The organism is Photobacterium obscurum (assembly GCF_026191635.1).
Classification (GTDB): Bacteria; Pseudomonadota; Gammaproteobacteria; order Enterobacterales; family Vibrionaceae; genus Photobacterium; species Photobacterium obscurum.
In genome coordinates this window covers 17,372-33,288 of sequence record NZ_JAKRRW010000016.1, presented here as the reverse complement: position 1 = coordinate 33,288, position 15,917 = coordinate 17,372, and the positions used below count along the sequence as shown (strand labels likewise).

Annotated in this window: 13 protein-coding genes; 4 read left to right on the top strand and 9 right to left on the bottom strand. The window is 49.1% G+C overall.

The features are described from left to right. Position 1: 1 nt before the first annotated feature. Both MD588_RS17985 and MD588_RS17980 read right to left on the bottom strand, forming a co-directional pair. On the bottom strand, positions 2–268 hold the full coding sequence (locus tag MD588_RS17985; protein WP_265698935.1) for a DUF4212 domain-containing protein: 267 nt from the start codon (positions 266–268) through the stop codon (positions 2–4). A 230-nt stretch (positions 269–498) separates the two neighbouring features. Next, entirely contained in the window at positions 499–1,134 is a 636-nt protein-coding gene (locus MD588_RS17980; RefSeq protein WP_265699049.1) for a response regulator transcription factor, read from the bottom strand. A 187-nt stretch (positions 1,135–1,321) separates the two neighbouring features. On the opposite strand from MD588_RS17980, the gene MD588_RS17975 reads away from it, so the two are divergent. Beyond that, positions 1,322–2,485 (top strand): membrane-associated sensor domain-containing protein, encoded by a 1,164-nt coding sequence (locus MD588_RS17975; RefSeq protein ID WP_265698934.1) that lies wholly within the window; start codon positions 1,322–1,324, stop codon positions 2,483–2,485. 70 nt (positions 2,486–2,555) lie between these two features. Here MD588_RS17975 and MD588_RS17970 read toward each other — a convergent pair whose 3' ends face one another. The 4 genes from MD588_RS17970 to aspA form a co-directional block, all read right to left on the bottom strand. Then, positions 2,556–4,421 (bottom strand): protein-disulfide reductase DsbD, encoded by a 1,866-nt coding sequence (locus MD588_RS17970; RefSeq protein WP_265698933.1) that lies wholly within the window; start codon positions 4,419–4,421, stop codon positions 2,556–2,558. Between the two features lie 260 nt (positions 4,422–4,681). Further along, the gene (locus tag MD588_RS17965; protein WP_265698931.1) at positions 4,682–5,602 is read right to left on the bottom strand and encodes a LysR family transcriptional regulator; all 921 of its coding nucleotides are present in this window, start codon (positions 5,600–5,602) and stop codon (positions 4,682–4,684) included. A gap of 504 nt (positions 5,603–6,106) precedes the next feature. Then, positions 6,107–7,408, bottom strand: a complete 1,302-nt coding sequence (locus tag MD588_RS17960; protein ID WP_265698929.1) for an anaerobic C4-dicarboxylate transporter — start codon at positions 7,406–7,408, stop codon at positions 6,107–6,109. A 106-nt stretch (positions 7,409–7,514) separates the two neighbouring features. Next, complete coding sequence (gene aspA / locus MD588_RS17955) at positions 7,515–8,975, bottom strand: aspartate ammonia-lyase (RefSeq protein WP_265698928.1); 1,461 nt, start codon at positions 8,973–8,975, stop codon at positions 7,515–7,517. Positions 8,976–9,442: 467 nt separating this feature from the next. Between aspA and MD588_RS17950 the strand changes: the two genes are divergently transcribed. After that, entirely contained in the window at positions 9,443–9,988 is a 546-nt protein-coding gene (locus tag MD588_RS17950) for an FxsA family protein (protein WP_265698927.1), read from the top strand. 109 nt (positions 9,989–10,097) lie between these two features. Here the strand turns inward: MD588_RS17950 and MD588_RS17945 are convergent, their stop codons facing one another. Then, positions 10,098–11,465, bottom strand: a complete 1,368-nt coding sequence (locus tag MD588_RS17945; protein ID WP_265698926.1) for an MATE family efflux transporter — start codon at positions 11,463–11,465, stop codon at positions 10,098–10,100. 209 nt (positions 11,466–11,674) lie between these two features. Between MD588_RS17945 and MD588_RS17940 the strand changes: the two genes are divergently transcribed. Beyond that, the gene (locus MD588_RS17940) at positions 11,675–11,965 is read left to right on the top strand and encodes a co-chaperone GroES (protein WP_265698925.1); all 291 of its coding nucleotides are present in this window, start codon (positions 11,675–11,677) and stop codon (positions 11,963–11,965) included. Positions 11,966–12,006: 41 nt separating this feature from the next. Continuing rightward, complete coding sequence (gene groL, locus MD588_RS17935) at positions 12,007–13,653, top strand: chaperonin GroEL (protein WP_265698924.1); 1,647 nt, start codon at positions 12,007–12,009, stop codon at positions 13,651–13,653. A 720-nt stretch (positions 13,654–14,373) separates the two neighbouring features. On the opposite strand, the gene MD588_RS17930 is transcribed toward groL, so the two are convergent. Continuing rightward, a complete protein-coding gene (locus MD588_RS17930) occupies positions 14,374–14,880 on the bottom strand; it encodes an MgtC/SapB family protein (RefSeq protein WP_265698922.1) in 507 nt (168 codons plus the stop codon). 108 nt (positions 14,881–14,988) lie between these two features. Then, positions 14,989–15,894: a 30S ribosomal protein S6--L-glutamate ligase gene (gene rimK, locus MD588_RS17925; protein WP_265698921.1), complete on the bottom strand. Its 906-nt coding sequence runs from the start codon at positions 15,892–15,894 to the stop codon at positions 14,989–14,991. Positions 15,895–15,917: the final 23 nt, after the last annotated feature.

The following is a 15,917-nucleotide window of genomic DNA, read 5'->3' as shown; positions in this document are numbered from 1 at the left end:
CTTAGTCTTCTTGTACGTTGAACTTACGGTCGAGCGCGTTCATACGCACTACATAGACAAAAATCAGGGCAACAAAGGTATAAATTGAGCCCTGTTGCGAGAACCAGAATCCCAATTTAAAGCCGCCCAGTTGGAAGCTGTTGAGGGCATCGACAAATAATATGCCAGCGCCATAAGATACGAGGAACCAGATGGCCAGTAGGGAGCCCATCGTTGCAAGGTTCTCTTTCCAGTACGCCTGAGCGTGCTCCTTGGATTCAAACGCCATTATCATCTCCTTTCACGTCGTTATAATTCGCGTTAATGAAATGTTACGTAATGACAATAGCAACGTTCTGGCAAGGAAACAGTGCAACTTTAGTCGAGACAGAAACGACAAAATCGCCGCTAAAACGGCGATTTTGTGAGCTGGGCTGAGAATTGAGTGTGTTACACAAGTGTTAAGTTAGCCGAAAGTCTAACTTGATGTTCCAACTTTTTTGGAAGGTTGGGAAACGGTTACGGAGTAAGATCCATTTGCTGTAGCAGGATCACAGCCTGGGTACGGTTTTTGACGCCAAGCTTGCGGAAAATCGCGGTCATATGGGCTTTGATAGTGGCTTCCGACACATTGAGCTCATAGGCAATCTGTTTGTTGAGCAACCCATCTGACAGCATACACAGAACCTTGTATTGCTGTGGGGTAAGGGTGGCAATACGTTCGGCCAGTTCGTTGATTTCGTCGTCATCGTCACCGAGCCCTTCGGGAAAGAACGGTTCGCCGTCGAGTACCTGGTTAAGGGCACTGATCAGCGCCCGCATGTCACTGGATTTTGGGATAAAACCAAATGCGCCGTGACTACGGACCTGACGAATGATATTGGGTTCTTCACTGGCTGAAATCACCACCACCGGGAGGTCGGGATATTGGTTGCGCAGCTGGATCAGACCGGACATGCCATTGGCTCCGGGCATCTTCAGATCCAGCAGTAGCAGGTCAACATCCGGCTCTTTTTCCAGCAGGGCGAGTAGGGTATCTAGCGAATCTGCTTCCAGCAAATTGGCACCGCTAATTGCCATATGCACCGACTGAAACAGGGCATTGCGGAATAGCGGGTGATCATCGGCAATAACAATAGTGTACTGAGCGTCCATGGCAGCCATTTCTGATTGTTTTTAATAACGCTATCACTGCTTATAGAGTAGATCAATTTGTTAACACTCAAGATCTGAACTGGATCGGCTCTTGTGATACAAGTCGGACAATGGCAGATCGTTTATTAAGGGATTGATTAACATGGTCGCTTTTAGGCTATGGAATATATCAATGATGGGATAGGGAATGATTCGGCGCATCGAGACATGGGCTACTGGGCAAGACTATTTTGAACTGCAGCAATTTATGCGTCAGGAGCAAGGCTGGAAGCTGATCATTGTAACCTCTGTGTTGCTGTTGGGCTTGGTTATCGCTGAGCTGTTCTGGTTAGAGCCTACGGTGTCCAGTTATGTGAAATCCCTTTTTAGTGGAGGGATTGCGGTACTGGGGCTTGTGGCATTCGTCTTGTGGCTGGTGGTGCAAGTTATACCAATTAAAGTCAGATGGCAGACAGCCTCTTTGGTACTGGCCGGTTTGCTGGGAAGTTGCTGGGCGGTCTTGTTTCCGCTACTCATTCATTACTCTCACTTTTCCTCTTTTTACGTTTACAGCGATCTGTTTATTTTTCTCTCGGTAGTGGCATTTTTCAGCTATCGTCCCGCGATGTATCTGGCGATCGGACCAGTGTTCTGCTCGTTCTTATTCTCCGGCATGTATTTGGATCTCACTCATGAGGCGATCACTGTGTTGAGTGTCGCAAGTCGATTAGTGATTGTGATTGTGGTTCGTGAATGTCTATATCATTGGTTTCATGCTTCGGTATGTCATGAGTTTGAAGAGCAGCGTTTGCGCCTTGAACTTGCCTCTGTGGCCTTGGTGGATCCGGTTACCGGACTGCAAAACAACAAGCATTTTGAGTTGATGCTCGATCGGGAGATCATGGCGGCTCGTCGTCATCACAGCGAGCTAACTTTGGTAATCGTGAGCGTCGAACCATTACGCTTATACACCATGACATGTGGTCATCAAGCATATGAACTGTTGTTAAATCGTGTGACCAAGGGACTTCGGCGTAGTGTGTATCGTCCCCGTGACTTTATTGCCCGGGTAGGCAGTGAAGAGTTTGCTATTTTGCTACCTGATACCGACTTGAGTGGTGCTGACGTTGTGGCGAAGCGGGTGCAAAGGCATGTGCACCGTTGCTGTGACAATCTGGTGAAGGCCGATCTTGATCAGCCGATCAGTGTGATGATTTCAGTCATGGAGTGGGCGCCGAACTATAGTGTCAATAAAATGCGTAAGTGCATGCACGATGCTATTAATGAATTACGACAAGAGTATGAGCAGGACGAGGATTGCGAACAGGCCGATGTTATTGCCCGCTATGAGCCGCAAAATAGCCATCGATAATGGCCTGGTTGCTATCGGTCGGAATGAAAAAGAGCACCCTTGGGTGCTCTTTTTCATAGGGAATAATCAATTATCTGAGTAGCTGGTGGTTATCCAGATGATTGAGAAAAGGCGTCGCCTCCATAAAGCCTGTCAGTCGCGCACTGTTGTTGCGGTTGCCCTGACTATCCCAGAAGTCCAGGGTCGGCAATCCGAGCACATCCATTTCCTTCAGCAATTCGATGTCTGCCGGTGAGCTTTTGGTGACATCAGCTTGCAGCAGGACGAACTGCTGTAGCTTCGGTGCTACCGCCGGATCGTGGAAGGTGTATTTTTCAAACTCCTTACAGGCCACACACCAGTCGGCATAGAAATCCAGCATGACCGGCTTGCCCTGGGCTTTGGCTTCAGCCAGTGCCAGGTTTAGATCATCAATGGTGCTTACGCGCTCAAACTCTACCGTGACTTGTTCCTGGACTTTTGCCGGTGAACTGCCACTCAGAGACTGGTACAGCGGCTGAGCGGAGACAAACAGGCCGATAATCGCAATGACAGCCAGCGTACTGCTGCGCCACGATACGACGAGGGTGTTTTTTACGTGGTACAACCAACCAAATGCGGCGAGCCCCAGTAGCGACCATAGGTATGGAATCAGGTCGTGCGGCAGGATACGTTCAAGCAGGAACACCGGCACGGCCAGCAGGATAAAGCCAAAGAAGACTTTGACATGGTTCATCCAGTTACCGGCTTTAGGCAGCAGCTTATTACCGAACATTGCCGCCAGGATAAGCGGGATCCCCATACCAATCGCCAGCGCATACAAGGCAACGGCTCCGGTTAGCAAGTCACCGCTCTGCGCCACATAGATCAGGGCACCGGAGAGCGGTGCGGTGGTGCAAGGAGAGCAAACCAGACCGGAAATAGCCCCCATCGCAAATACACCGCCGGTATTGCCGCCCTCCTGTTTGTTGCTCAGTTTACTGAGCCAGGTCTGGGCACTACTTGGTAGTTGCAGGGTATAGGCACCAAACATCGACAGTGCCAACAGCGCAAACATGACGCTGAGGCCGATCAACACATACGGGTGCTGCAAGGCGGCCTGAAACTGCATTCCGGCGGAAGCCACAATCAGCCCCAGTAGGGTATAGGTCAGTGCCATCCCCTGTACATAGGTAAACGACAGGCGGAATGTTCGGCCATGGCTGAGTTGGCCGTTGCCCAGCACAATCCCGGTAAGGATAGGGTACATCGGCAGTACGCACGGAGTGAATGCCAGTCCGATACCGAGTGCCAGGAAGACCAGTGGCGTCCACCATTGGTCGGCGAGATCACTGGCCAGCTGATCCTGCTGAGAAGCCGGCGAGGTGCTAGTCAGTGAGGTTTGTATGTTAGTGCTTACTTGCGAGTTTTCACCGTTTATTTCTTGGCTATTACTACTCTCAGTCGCAGCTGGTGGCGTTGTGCTCGAGGCTGCAACAACGGCTGATAGCGGTACCTGACGGATTTCCGGCGGATAACAGAACCCGGCTTTGGCACAGCCCTGGTAACGGACGGTTAGCATCGAGTTCTCTGTGGCCTCGACCACCGGTACACTGACGGTCAGCGGATCGGTATAGATATAGACGTCACCGAAGAATTCATCCTTGTAAGGCTGGCCCGCGGGAATATTGATCGGCCCTAAACTGGCATTGTCGGAGGTAACAGACAGTTGGTGCTGATAGAGGTAGTAGCCGGGTTTGACTTGCCAGTCGAGGTAAACCACATCACCCTGCTGGCTGAAGTTAAACGGGAAGGCTTCATCGACGGTGACAAATTGGTTGGTGCTGTTGCTGGAAAATCCCGGTAGGGAGAACTCGGCCCGGACAGGCTGGCTGACTATGCTGGTCAGTAACATACCGCTTAGCGCAACAAGGGCGAGAAAACGGGAAATCCCGTGGCTTAGTTGTAATTTTATCATTCTGATCTGGCTCGTCCGCAGGGAATCCCTGTAAATGCAGAAAGGGTTTAGCCCAAACGGAAGATTGTCTGCTCCTTGGAACCACCAAAAAGCCAGATAGCTATTCCGTTTGGAATGATTACTATACTCCCTCAGACCGTGTTATTCAGCGTTTGGTTTCATTTGCTACCCAATCTCCCTTCATTACTGAGAAGAGTATCAAAACGAATGATAGCTTTTGGTGTTCTATCGGTTTGAATTATAAGTCGAAGTTTGAAATGTTAGCACGCGCTCGCGAGGGCGTTACGCATAAAATCAGTGAAACAGTGGATATGGGCCGGGACATAGCCAAGGCGCTGATACAACATGTAGATTGGTCGTGGCGGCGAGTACCAGTTGTCCATCATGGTAGTAAGCTGCCCCTGCTGGCAGGCATCGGCCACGACATAGTTGGGCAGGCTGGCAATACCCAGTCCGTTGATAGCCGCTTGCTTGATACTGTTGAGATCGGCGATCGCCATTCTGACCGGTGAGTTGATCCAGATAGTCTCCGGCTGTGTAGGGCAGCATTTGTCGGTAAGTGCCCACTCAAACTCTGGTACGCTGGCCAGGCGGGCATGATGATTCAGATCTTGCGGGTGTTCCGGGGTGCCGTGGCTGGCCAGATAGTGCGGGGAGGCAACCAGTATTCGCTGCGATTCCCCGATTTTGGCGGCGGCGAAGCTGGAATCCGGCTGCTGTCCGACCCGAAACACCACATCGTATTGTTCCGGGCTATAGTCGTGGTGCTGGTTTGACAGATGGTTCAGCGATAGCGTGACTTCCGGATACTGGGCCAGAAACTGGTTAAACAGCGGCATCAGCTGGTAGGTGAGCAGGCCGACCGGTGCAGAAACCCTCAGGGCGCCGCGTGGATTACTGTGGCTACTGTCCTGGAGCTCGGTGGTTGTGGTTTCGAGCTCCGCAATCAGAGGCTGACAACGCTCAAAATAACTTTGTCCCAAGGGTGTCAGTGATACATTGCGGCTGTCGCGGATCACCAGTTGGCTGCCAAGGGTATCCTCCAGCCGTTGTAACCGGCGGCTCAGGGTCGCCGGGGGAATATCTAGCGCACTGGCTGCGGCTCTGAAACTTCCTTGTTGAGCAATCGCAATCAGAGTGCGTAGGTCGTCTAACTTCATACCATTTTTGCATCGCTGCATAACGCTTTTACCTCTATCGCCTAGCTCGCTCAATCACTACTATAGTTGGACAGGCTTTCCTGTCTTAAGCCTGATCTGTAGCAAATTGAGACATGATTCCGGATAGATCGTTGGGATTGACGATGTAGCCGGGCTGAACAAATACGTTGGAATCCGTATCTGTTCACTGTCTTCGCCTCGGGATGAGGCGGAGACAATAAATTCTTCATTTTACCTTTCTTAATGCTCCAATTCTTTCACTCTTTCCTGAAAAAAAGTAACCAGATTTATCGTTATAACTCTTAGTGCATAAGCTTTGTTAGTGATTGCTCACTTGGTTTATAAGTAGAGCATGGCCTAGGCCCTTGGAAGAACAGGTTCTAGGGAAGAGCAGAGCTTTACATCCACATTTTGACTGTTACAAACTGCCTGCAGTACCCAGTACCCAGTACCCAGTACCCAGTACCCATAAAACAAAAGGCCACCCGAAGGTAGCCTTTGTAATTTAGTGTCTAGCTAGTGCTGTTACAGGAAGATACCGCCAACAAGGAAGCCCAGAGCAACAGAGGTTGTGATAGTTACAACACCCGGAATGAAGAATGGGTGGTTGAACACTAGGTTACCAATACGGGTAGAGCCTGTGTCATCCATCTCAACCGCAGCAAGCAGCGTTGGGTAAGTTGGTAGTACGAACAGTGCACTTACGGCTGCGAAAGAAGCGACAGCTGTTAGTGGTGCTACGCCAATTGCTAGTGCTGCAGGCATTAGGGCTGTTGTTGTTGCCCCCTGAGAGTAAAGCAGCATAGAAGCAAAGAATAGAGTTACTGCAAGCATCCAAGGGTACTGCTCAAGTACTTCACCGGCAAACTCTTTGATTTCAGTGATGTGGCCAGATACGAATGTATCACCTAGCCATGCTACACCCAGTACGCAGACACACGCACTCATACCAGACTTGAACGTTGCCGCGTTGGCAATCTTAGATGCATCGATTTTAGTGAAAGTGACAATAGCCATTGCTGCTGTCAGCATGAACACCATGATGGCATCGTTACGGCCAAGAGCAGGATCTTCGATTAGGCCTACGGCGCTAGAAATCATGGTTGCGTAAGCAACTACTGCGATGATTGCAATAATAAAGATATAAGTTGCTGTTTTCGCTGTAGGTAAGATTTCACGCTTGGTTGCGCCTTGGATCTTGATAAGACCTTTAGCCAGACGGTCTTGGTAAACAGCGTCGTCTTTTAGCTCACAGCCTAGGAAGTTAGAAGCAAAGGCACCTACCATACAAGCCACAAACGTGGTTGGGATACAGATTGCCAGTAGGGTTAGGTAGCCCACTCCGAGCGGTTCAAGAATGCCAGAGAAGAATACAACCGCTGCGGAGATAGGCGATGCGGTAATTGCAATTTGTGATGCCACAACTGCAATAGAAAGTGGGCGAGAAGGACGAACGCCTTGCTCTTTGGCTACTTCAGCGATAACTGGCAGAGTAGAGAACGCGGTATGACCGGTACCAGCAAGTAGTGTCATGAAGTAAGTTACCACCGGCGCATAGAAGGTGATGCGCTTAGGGTTTTTACGCAGAAACTTTTCTGCCAAGTCAACAAGCCAGTCCATACCGCCGGCAACCTGCATGGCTGCGATAGCAGTAATTACTGACATGATAATCAGGATTACATCTACAGGAATATTACCTGCATCCATACCTAGAATAAGGGAAAGTACCAATACGCCGGCACCGCCAGCAAAACCAATACCAATACCGCCGATACGTGCGCCTAAATAGATAAACGCGAGAACGACAAAGAGTTCTACACCAATCATTAGATTGTCCTGTCTTTAAAGTTAAAAAAATAAAAGGGGGAATCTGTAGCAAAAAGTGGCGGATCCTCATCCTGAAAATCCGCCGGGTTTTATCGCTTTGCGTTTATTAGTTGTAACGCTTCGCTTTATATTCTGGGTGCATCAAGTTCTGAACTGAGAAGATGTCATCTAGCTGCTCTTCAGTCAGAAGACCACGCTCTAGCACTACGTCACGTACGCTCTTGCCTGTTTCAGCACAGATCTTACCGACGATGTCACCTTCGTGGTGGCCAATGAACGGGTTCAGATAGGTCACGATACCGATAGAGTTGAACACGAAGTGTTCACATACTTCTTTGTTTACCGTGATGCCTTCAATACACTTGTCGCGTAGGTTGATAGACGCATTTTTCAGCAGGTCGATAGATTCGAACAGTGCCTGGCCGATAACTGGTTCCATTACGTTTAGCTGAAGCTGACCCGCTTCTGCTGCAAAAGTAATAGTTGTGTCGTTACCGATCACTTTGAAGCAAACCTGGTTTACCACTTCTGGGATTACTGGGTTTACTTTAGCTGGCATGATAGAAGAACCAGCCTGCATTTCAGGTAGGTTAAGTTCGTTAAGACCAGCACGAGGACCTGAAGATAGTAGACGTAGGTCGTTACAAATCTTAGATAGCTTAACGGCTGTACGCTTAAGAGCACCGTGGATCATAACGTATGCACCACAGTCAGACGTTGCTTCAATCAAGTCTTCTGCAGGAACACATGGAAGACCTGTTACTTCAGCAAGACGCTGAACGGCTAGCTCCTGGTAACCCGTTGCCGCGTTCAGACCAGTACCGATCGCCGTTGCACCCAGGTTAACTTCAAGAAGAAGCTGAGCTGTGTGGCGAAGGTTCTTGATCTCTTCTTTGATTAGTACGCCGAATGCGTGGAATTCTTGACCTACAGTCATTGGAACTGCGTCTTGCAGCTGAGTACGACCCATTTTTAGCACGTCTGCGAATTCTTTGTCCTTCGCGTCGAATGCACCTTTAAGGTACTCAAGCGCTTCAACCATGTTCATGATGCTGTTGTATACAGCAACACGGAAGCCTGTTGGGTAAGCACAGTTTGTTGACTGGCTCTTGTTTACGTGGTCGTTAGGGTTAACGATGTCATACTCACCTTTTTCTTTGCCCATAAGCTCAAGAGCAAGGTTTGCAATTACTTCGTTGGTGTTCATGTTAACTGAAGTACCGGCACCACCCTGGTAAACGTCTGATGGGAACTGATCCATGCACTTACCTGTTTCAAGGATCTCATCACACGCTTTAATAATGTATTCGCCAACATCAGATGGGATTACACCCAGCTCTTTGTTCGCCATTGCAGCAGCTTTCTTGGTGAAAACCATACCGCGAACAAACTCTGGTACGTCAGAAATAGTGGTTTGGGAAATGTTGAAGTTTTCAACAGCACGAAGAGTGTGAATACCCCAGTATGCGTCAGCTGGGACGTGGCGATCGCCAAGAAGATCTTCTTCGATACGGGTTGCAACGTTTAGAGTTGCTTCATTTTTTTCTAGATCAATCATCTGAGACATGATGTAGCCTTAGTGGAATCTGCTAATAAAATTCAAATGTTGAGCCAATTCTGAAATTTAGAATCCGTTCTGCAGAGATTTTGGCTAGATGATCGTACCTGACACCTATTGTCTGAAGCTGATAATACTCCCCTTTAGTGGTAAAAACATATCCCAGATCACTTTTTTAATTTGACTGAAAACATTTGCACAAAAACGCGATCCAGCTCACACTTACTGTTAATAATCACCGCTCAGTTTGTGTTGAGAAATGATCAAATATGACAAAATGTGAAGGTTGTGTATGGGTTGTCATTATGGGTTGTTGTAATCAATTCTTACAGGTTATCGTACGCCCTGGTGGTTGAAAAATACCGCTTCGTTCCCAATATATAGACTATAGAAAGAATGGTGACGACTTCTGCTGAAGTTTTAATTATGAAGTACTGAACTGTTCATGCCAGATAACAACCACAAAGGGGTGAGTCGTGTTTTCTGTTTTACTGTTTCTGTTTATTGTTGTGCCGATTGTAGAGATCGCCCTGTTTGTTCAGGTAGGGGGCTTTCTTGGCATGTGGCCAACAATTGCATTGGTTCTTGTAACCGCCATAGTCGGAGCGTCGTTAGTTCGTAGCCAGGGGATTGCGACCTTGATGTCGGTGCAAAGCCGCTTGCAGAAAGGCGAACTGCCGGCACAACAGATTGTGGAAGGGGTGATGTTAGCTGTTTCCGGCGTGTTACTACTAACACCTGGTTTTATGACGGATGCGCTGGGCATGTTGGTACTGCTTCCGGCACCGCGGGCGATGCTGGCCAAGCAGCTGATGAGCCGAGTCAAGGTTCAGGGAATGGCTTCCGGCTCCGGCTTCAGTGCTGGTTTTGGTGGTGGACAGGGCTTCAATGGTCAAAGTCCGTTTGAGCATCATGACTCAGATTCGTTTAGTCAGCGACCTTCCAATGGTGACGTGTTTGATGGTGAGTTTGAGCGTAAGGACGAAGATAAAGACAACGATAATAATCCCCGTCTTCATTAAGTGATGCTCTCAATAAAACGCAACAAGTTGAATAGCAAAAAGGCAGCCTGAGGCTGCCTTTTTTGTTCATGCTGTTCATATTTTCCGAGTGGAAAAAACGGGTATCTGTTTAATGATGTTTGGCCAAATTACCATACACATTGCGGCGCATTCTGACGGCATATAAGTACGCGCCGATCCCGCTCAGAATATTGGCCGCGGCAATACCGATAAACAGCCCCTCGGTACCATTGATCCAACTGCCTAACCAAGCGGCTGGCAGCAAGAAGGCAAATAAACGCAGCAGGTTCCATATCAAGGCATGCATGGATTTATGCATGGCATTGAGCGCGCTGATCAGCAACATGCACACGGCCTGCATCCCGTAACTGACGGGTACGACAATCAAATAGTGCCATAGCTGTTCCTGCACGGCACTGTCTTGGCTAAACAGCGAGGACAGCGGCCAGCTGAGCGGCACCATCATAATAAAAATCAGTAGTTGGAACACAATGGCAAAGCGCATGGCGGTAAACAAAGCCTGAAATGCCCGGTGCGGCTTGTTGGCACCGAGGTTTTGAGCCATAAACGGCATCAGTGCCGAGCCCAGCGCCATCATCACTATTACCAGCAGCGACTCAATTCGCATGGCCGCGCCATAGGCGGCGACAGAAGCGGTACCCTGGGCGGCGAGCAGTGACATCAGCAGTGCGCCGGATAACGGGTTCAGTGCATTTGATAAACCTGCCGGGGTACCGATTTGCATGATTTGTTGCCAATCTTTTCTTAGCCGTGACATGTCTGGACGGGCGAGCAGTTTTTCTCTTTTGGTTAATATATAGAGGGAGTTGACGAGCGCAAAGGCCCAGCTGATCCCACTGGCAATCGCTGCGCCGCGGACACCCAGTTCGGGAAACGGACCGTACCCGAAGATCAGTAAAGGATCGAGTACACCGTTGATCACTCCCGCAAGCATCATGATCTTGGCTGGGGTTTTGGCATCGCCGGTGGCCCGGATCGCACTGTTGCCCGCCATCGGGATCACCAACAAGGGGATCGCCAGATACCAAATCGTCATATACTGGTTGATGATCGGCAGTAACTCGGGCGAGGCGCCGATGAGGGTAAACAGCGGCTCAATGGTGAGCAGGCCAAGGCCGGAGGCCATAATCACCAATATGACAGCCAGCAATAGCCCGTGGCTGGCGAAACGGGCAGCAGTATGGCTGTTGCCACCACCAAGCAGGCGACCAATGCTGGTCGAGATCCCGACACTGACTCCCATGGTGATGCAGTTGAGGGCAAACGTAACCGGAAAAGTGAAGCTGACTGCGGCCAGCGCCTCGGTTCCCAATAGCGAAATAAAGAAAGTATCGACCAGGTTAAACATCAAGATCGCCACCATCCCGAATACCATTGGAACGGTTAATTGGCGCAGGACTGTAGGGATGGGCTCTGACAACAACCCATGTTTGTCGGTCTTTCTCGCAATTGACATAGTGGTCTCGGTATTGGGATGCCTGCTTACCCTAAAGCAAAGAGTGTGATCGGGCAAAAATTCTCAGAGATATTTTTGAAAAAAATGGTATCGGGGACTTGGGATCCAGAAAAACGACCCAACATGTTTATGTATCAGAAAAAGTTAGCGCGAAATCGCCCTGACTTTATTAATTGTATGGATATTACCAAATTCAGGAGAGACGACCGATGAATATTCGTCCTTTACATGACCGAGTTATCGTTGAGCGCCAAGAAGTTGAATCAAAATCTGCTGGCGGCATCGTTCTGACTGGTTCTGCAGCCGAAAAATCTACGCGCGGTAAAGTACTAGCCGTAGGTAAGGGCCGCATTCTGGAAAACGGCACTGTTCAGCCGCTGGACGTTAAAGTTGGTGATACTGTGATTTTTGCAGAAGGCTACGGCACTAAATCTGAAAAAATCGACGGTAAAGAAGTCCTGATCATGTCTGAAAATGACATCATGGCAATCGTTGAATAATCCGATCACTTCAAATTAAAAATTAAGAAAGGAAGACTGACATGGCTGCTAAAGACGTTAAATTTGGTAACGATGCACGAGTTAAAATGCTGGAAGGTGTTAACGTTCTGGCTGACGCAGTGAAAGTAACACTGGGTCCTAAAGGTCGTAACGTCGTACTAGACAAATCTTTCGGTGCACCAACAATCACTAAAGATGGTGTATCTGTAGCGCGTGAAATTGAGCTGGAAGACAAGTTCCAGAACATGGGCGCGCAAATGGTTAAAGAAGTTGCTTCTCAAGCGAACGATGCTGCAGGTGACGGTACAACAACTGCGACTGTTCTTGCACAGTCTATCGTGAACGAAGGCCTGAAAGCTGTTGCTGCTGGCATGAACCCAATGGATCTTAAGCGTGGTATCGACAAAGCTGTAGCTGCTGCTGTTGAGTCACTAAAAGAGCTATCTGTTCCATGTGCAGACACCAAAGCGATTGCACAGGTTGGTACTATCTCTGCGAACTCTGATGCGACTGTGGGTAACATCATTGCAGAAGCAATGGAAAAAGTAGGTCGTGATGGCGTTATCACGGTTGAAGAAGGTCAGGCTCTACACGATGAGCTAGACGTGGTTGAAGGCATGCAGTTCGACCGTGGTTACCTGTCTCCTTACTTCATCAACAACCAGGAAGCGGGCAGCGTTGATCTAGAAAGCCCATTTATCCTGCTTGTAGACAAGAAAGTATCTAACATCCGTGAGCTACTGCCGACTCTAGAAGCGGTTGCGAAGGCATCTCGTCCTCTGCTTATCATTGCTGAAGACGTAGAAGGCGAAGCACTGGCAACACTAGTTGTGAACAACATGCGTGGTATCGTGAAAGTTGCAGCGGTTAAGGCTCCTGGCTTTGGTGACCGTCGTAAAGCGATGCTACAAGATATCGCGGTACTGACAGCGGGTACTGTGATTTCTGAAGAAATCGGTCTAGAGCTAGAGAAAGTTCAGCTTGAAGACCTGGGTCAGGCGAAGCGCATTACAATCACCAAAGAAACTACGACTATCATCGATGGTATGGGTGAAGAAGCGATGATCGAGGGCCGTGTGGCTCAGATTCGTCAGCAGATCGAAGAAGCAACCTCTGACTACGACAAAGAAAAACTTCAAGAGCGTGTCGCTAAGCTAGCTGGCGGTGTTGCCGTTATCAAAGTCGGCGCAGCAACTGAAGTTGAAATGAAAGAGAAGAAAGACCGCGTTGAAGATGCACTACACGCAACGCGTGCAGCTGTAGAAGAAGGCGTGGTTGCTGGTGGTGGTGTTGCCCTAATCCGTGCAGCTTCTAAAGTTGTAGACCTTGAAGGTGACAACGAAGAGCAAAACGTAGGTATCCGTGTTGCACTACGTGCAATGGAATCACCAATCCGTCAAATCACCAAGAACGCAGGCGACGAAGAATCTGTGGTTGCTAACAACGTTCGCGCAGGCGAAGGTAACTACGGTTACAATGCGGCAACTGGCGAATACGGCGACATGATCGAGATGGGTATCCTGGACCCAACTAAAGTAACGCGTTCAGCTCTTCAGTTCGCAGCATCTGTTGCAGGCCTGATGATCACAACTGAAGCAATGGTTACAGACCTACCACAGAAAGATGCGCCAGCAATGCCTGATATGGGCGGCATGGGTGGTATGGGTGGTATGGGCGGCATGATGTAATTGCCGTAATAGCTCATCTCTTTGCGGTATTGGAACAATGCTGCTTTGAGCTGAACCATTACTCCCTTCTGCACTAGCAGATTGATTGGAAGCTGGAGCTCTGTCTCCAGCTTTTTTGTGTCTGTCGTATATCGCAAAGAAACGGCGGCTTCCTGGCAAAATGTTTTCGTACCGACTATCTTCCTTGACGGTTTAGGCTACTTTTTTCTCGAACAGTTCATCCGTAAATTTCCTTAAAAAGCTGTACGCTTATTATTGTTGTTTTAAAACAATAGCTTATTGTCAACTTTGGAGTCTCTATCTCACGGCGTTACTTTTACTCAGCTTTTTGTTGAACAAAGCTCTGTTTGCTGATCATGTGCGACATTATGAGAAGGGAAAAGCCATAAAAAGACTGTGCAGGGTTCTCCGGAGAAAAAGCTGGAAAAGCTGTACTACACTTTTGTTGTTTAAATTCAGATATTTACGTCCGAAGGTGGGGTTGTTAGATCTAGGTGCTCTATTGGCTCACATAAAAGCTGTCTCAGAAAAGAAAAGCTGTACATGATCCAGAGTAATGTCGCATTTTAATCACGGCAAGCTTTGAAGGGAAAAAGCTCAAAAAGCTGAACAATATATTTACCATTAAAAACAATAGCTTATTAGTAATTAGAGCATATCTTTATTTATGGTTGATTTTGTTCAGCTCTTTGCTGTACACCGACGATAAAGGTGTGTGGGTTATTCCTCGGGGTGTATTTGAGGCGGGTTACCCTTTTTTAGCTTACGCTGGCGGCGGTCAGACCAATGGGCGTGGACTCCTTTTCGCAAAAAACGCAGGCTGTTTTCTAGCTTGTCGACGCCCAACAACACGGCAATCATTACCCCGGTCATGATCACCGCACTTTGGCCGTAATCGAGGCCAATGGTGACGCCGAGAGCCGCCAGCATCCATACCACAGCAGCTGACGTCACACCGTGAATTTGGCCGTCGCGGTTCATCATCACCCCGGCGCCGAGAAAACCGATGCCGGTGATCACCTGCGCCATGACACGGGCAATATCGGCATTGCTGTCAGACAGCGTGCGGCCGAGGGTGATAAAACAATAGGTGCCGACGATGATTAGGGTCGAGGTACGGATCCCCACCGGCTTGCCGCGTAATTGGCGCTCGAGTCCGATCAGTGCGCCGCAGATCCCGCACTTTAATAGTGCCGACCATGCAAAAGGGGCAATGTCAGGCCACATTGCATTTTTCTCCTGGTTAAATGATAAAAGCAGCCAACAGGCTGCTTTAAGTTTTATATGGCAACACATGGAGGTTAGGTTGCCAATCTGAGCGAGTTCAGTGCTGGTCTATTGAAATGGCAAGCGGCGGCGTCCTTTTTTGGCTGCATGTTTTTCAATGTATTCGACAATCAGGCCGGCAATGTCTTTTCCTGTCGCGCTTTCGATTCCTTCCAAGCCCGGAGAGGAGTTCACTTCCATGACCAAGGGGCCACGCTTGGAGCGTAGCAGATCGACTCCAGCGACACTGAGTCCCATCGCCTTTGCCGCCGCAACGGCTGTCTTGCGCTCTTCCGGGCTGATCCGGATGAGCGTGGCGCTGCCACCGCGGTGCAGGTTTGAGCGGAACTCGCCGTCAGCAGCCTGGCGTTTCATGGCGGCGATAACCTTGTCGCCAATCACAAAACAGCGGATATCGGCACCACCGGCCTCTTCAATAAATTCTTGCACCATGATGTTGGCCTTGAGCCCCATGAACGCTTCGATCACGCTTTCTGCTGCCTTCTGGGTTTCTGCCAGCACGACACCAATACCCTGGGTACCTTCCAGCAGTTTAATCACCAGTGGCGCACCGCCGACCATCTTGATCAGGTCGGGAACATCATCAGGCTTGCTGGCAAAGCCGGTGATCGGCATGCCGACCCCTTTGCGGCTAAGAAGCTGCAGCGAGCGCAGTTTGTCGCGTGAACGGGAAATCGCAATGGACTGGTTGACCGAAAACACATCCATCATTTCAAACTGACGTAGTACCGAACAGCCATAGAAAGTAATGTCCGAGCCTATACGGGGAATGATGGCATCAAAGCCAGTTAAATCACTCCCTTCAAAATGGATAGAAGGCTGTACCGAGTTGATATTCATATAGCAACGCAGGGCATTGATAATTACCGCTTCGTGGCCTCGCTCTTCACAGGCCTGGCGTAAACGGCGGGTGGAATACAGGTTCTCGTTCTGGGATAGAATGCCAATTTTCATTGCGTTACTCGTCATCAATAAGT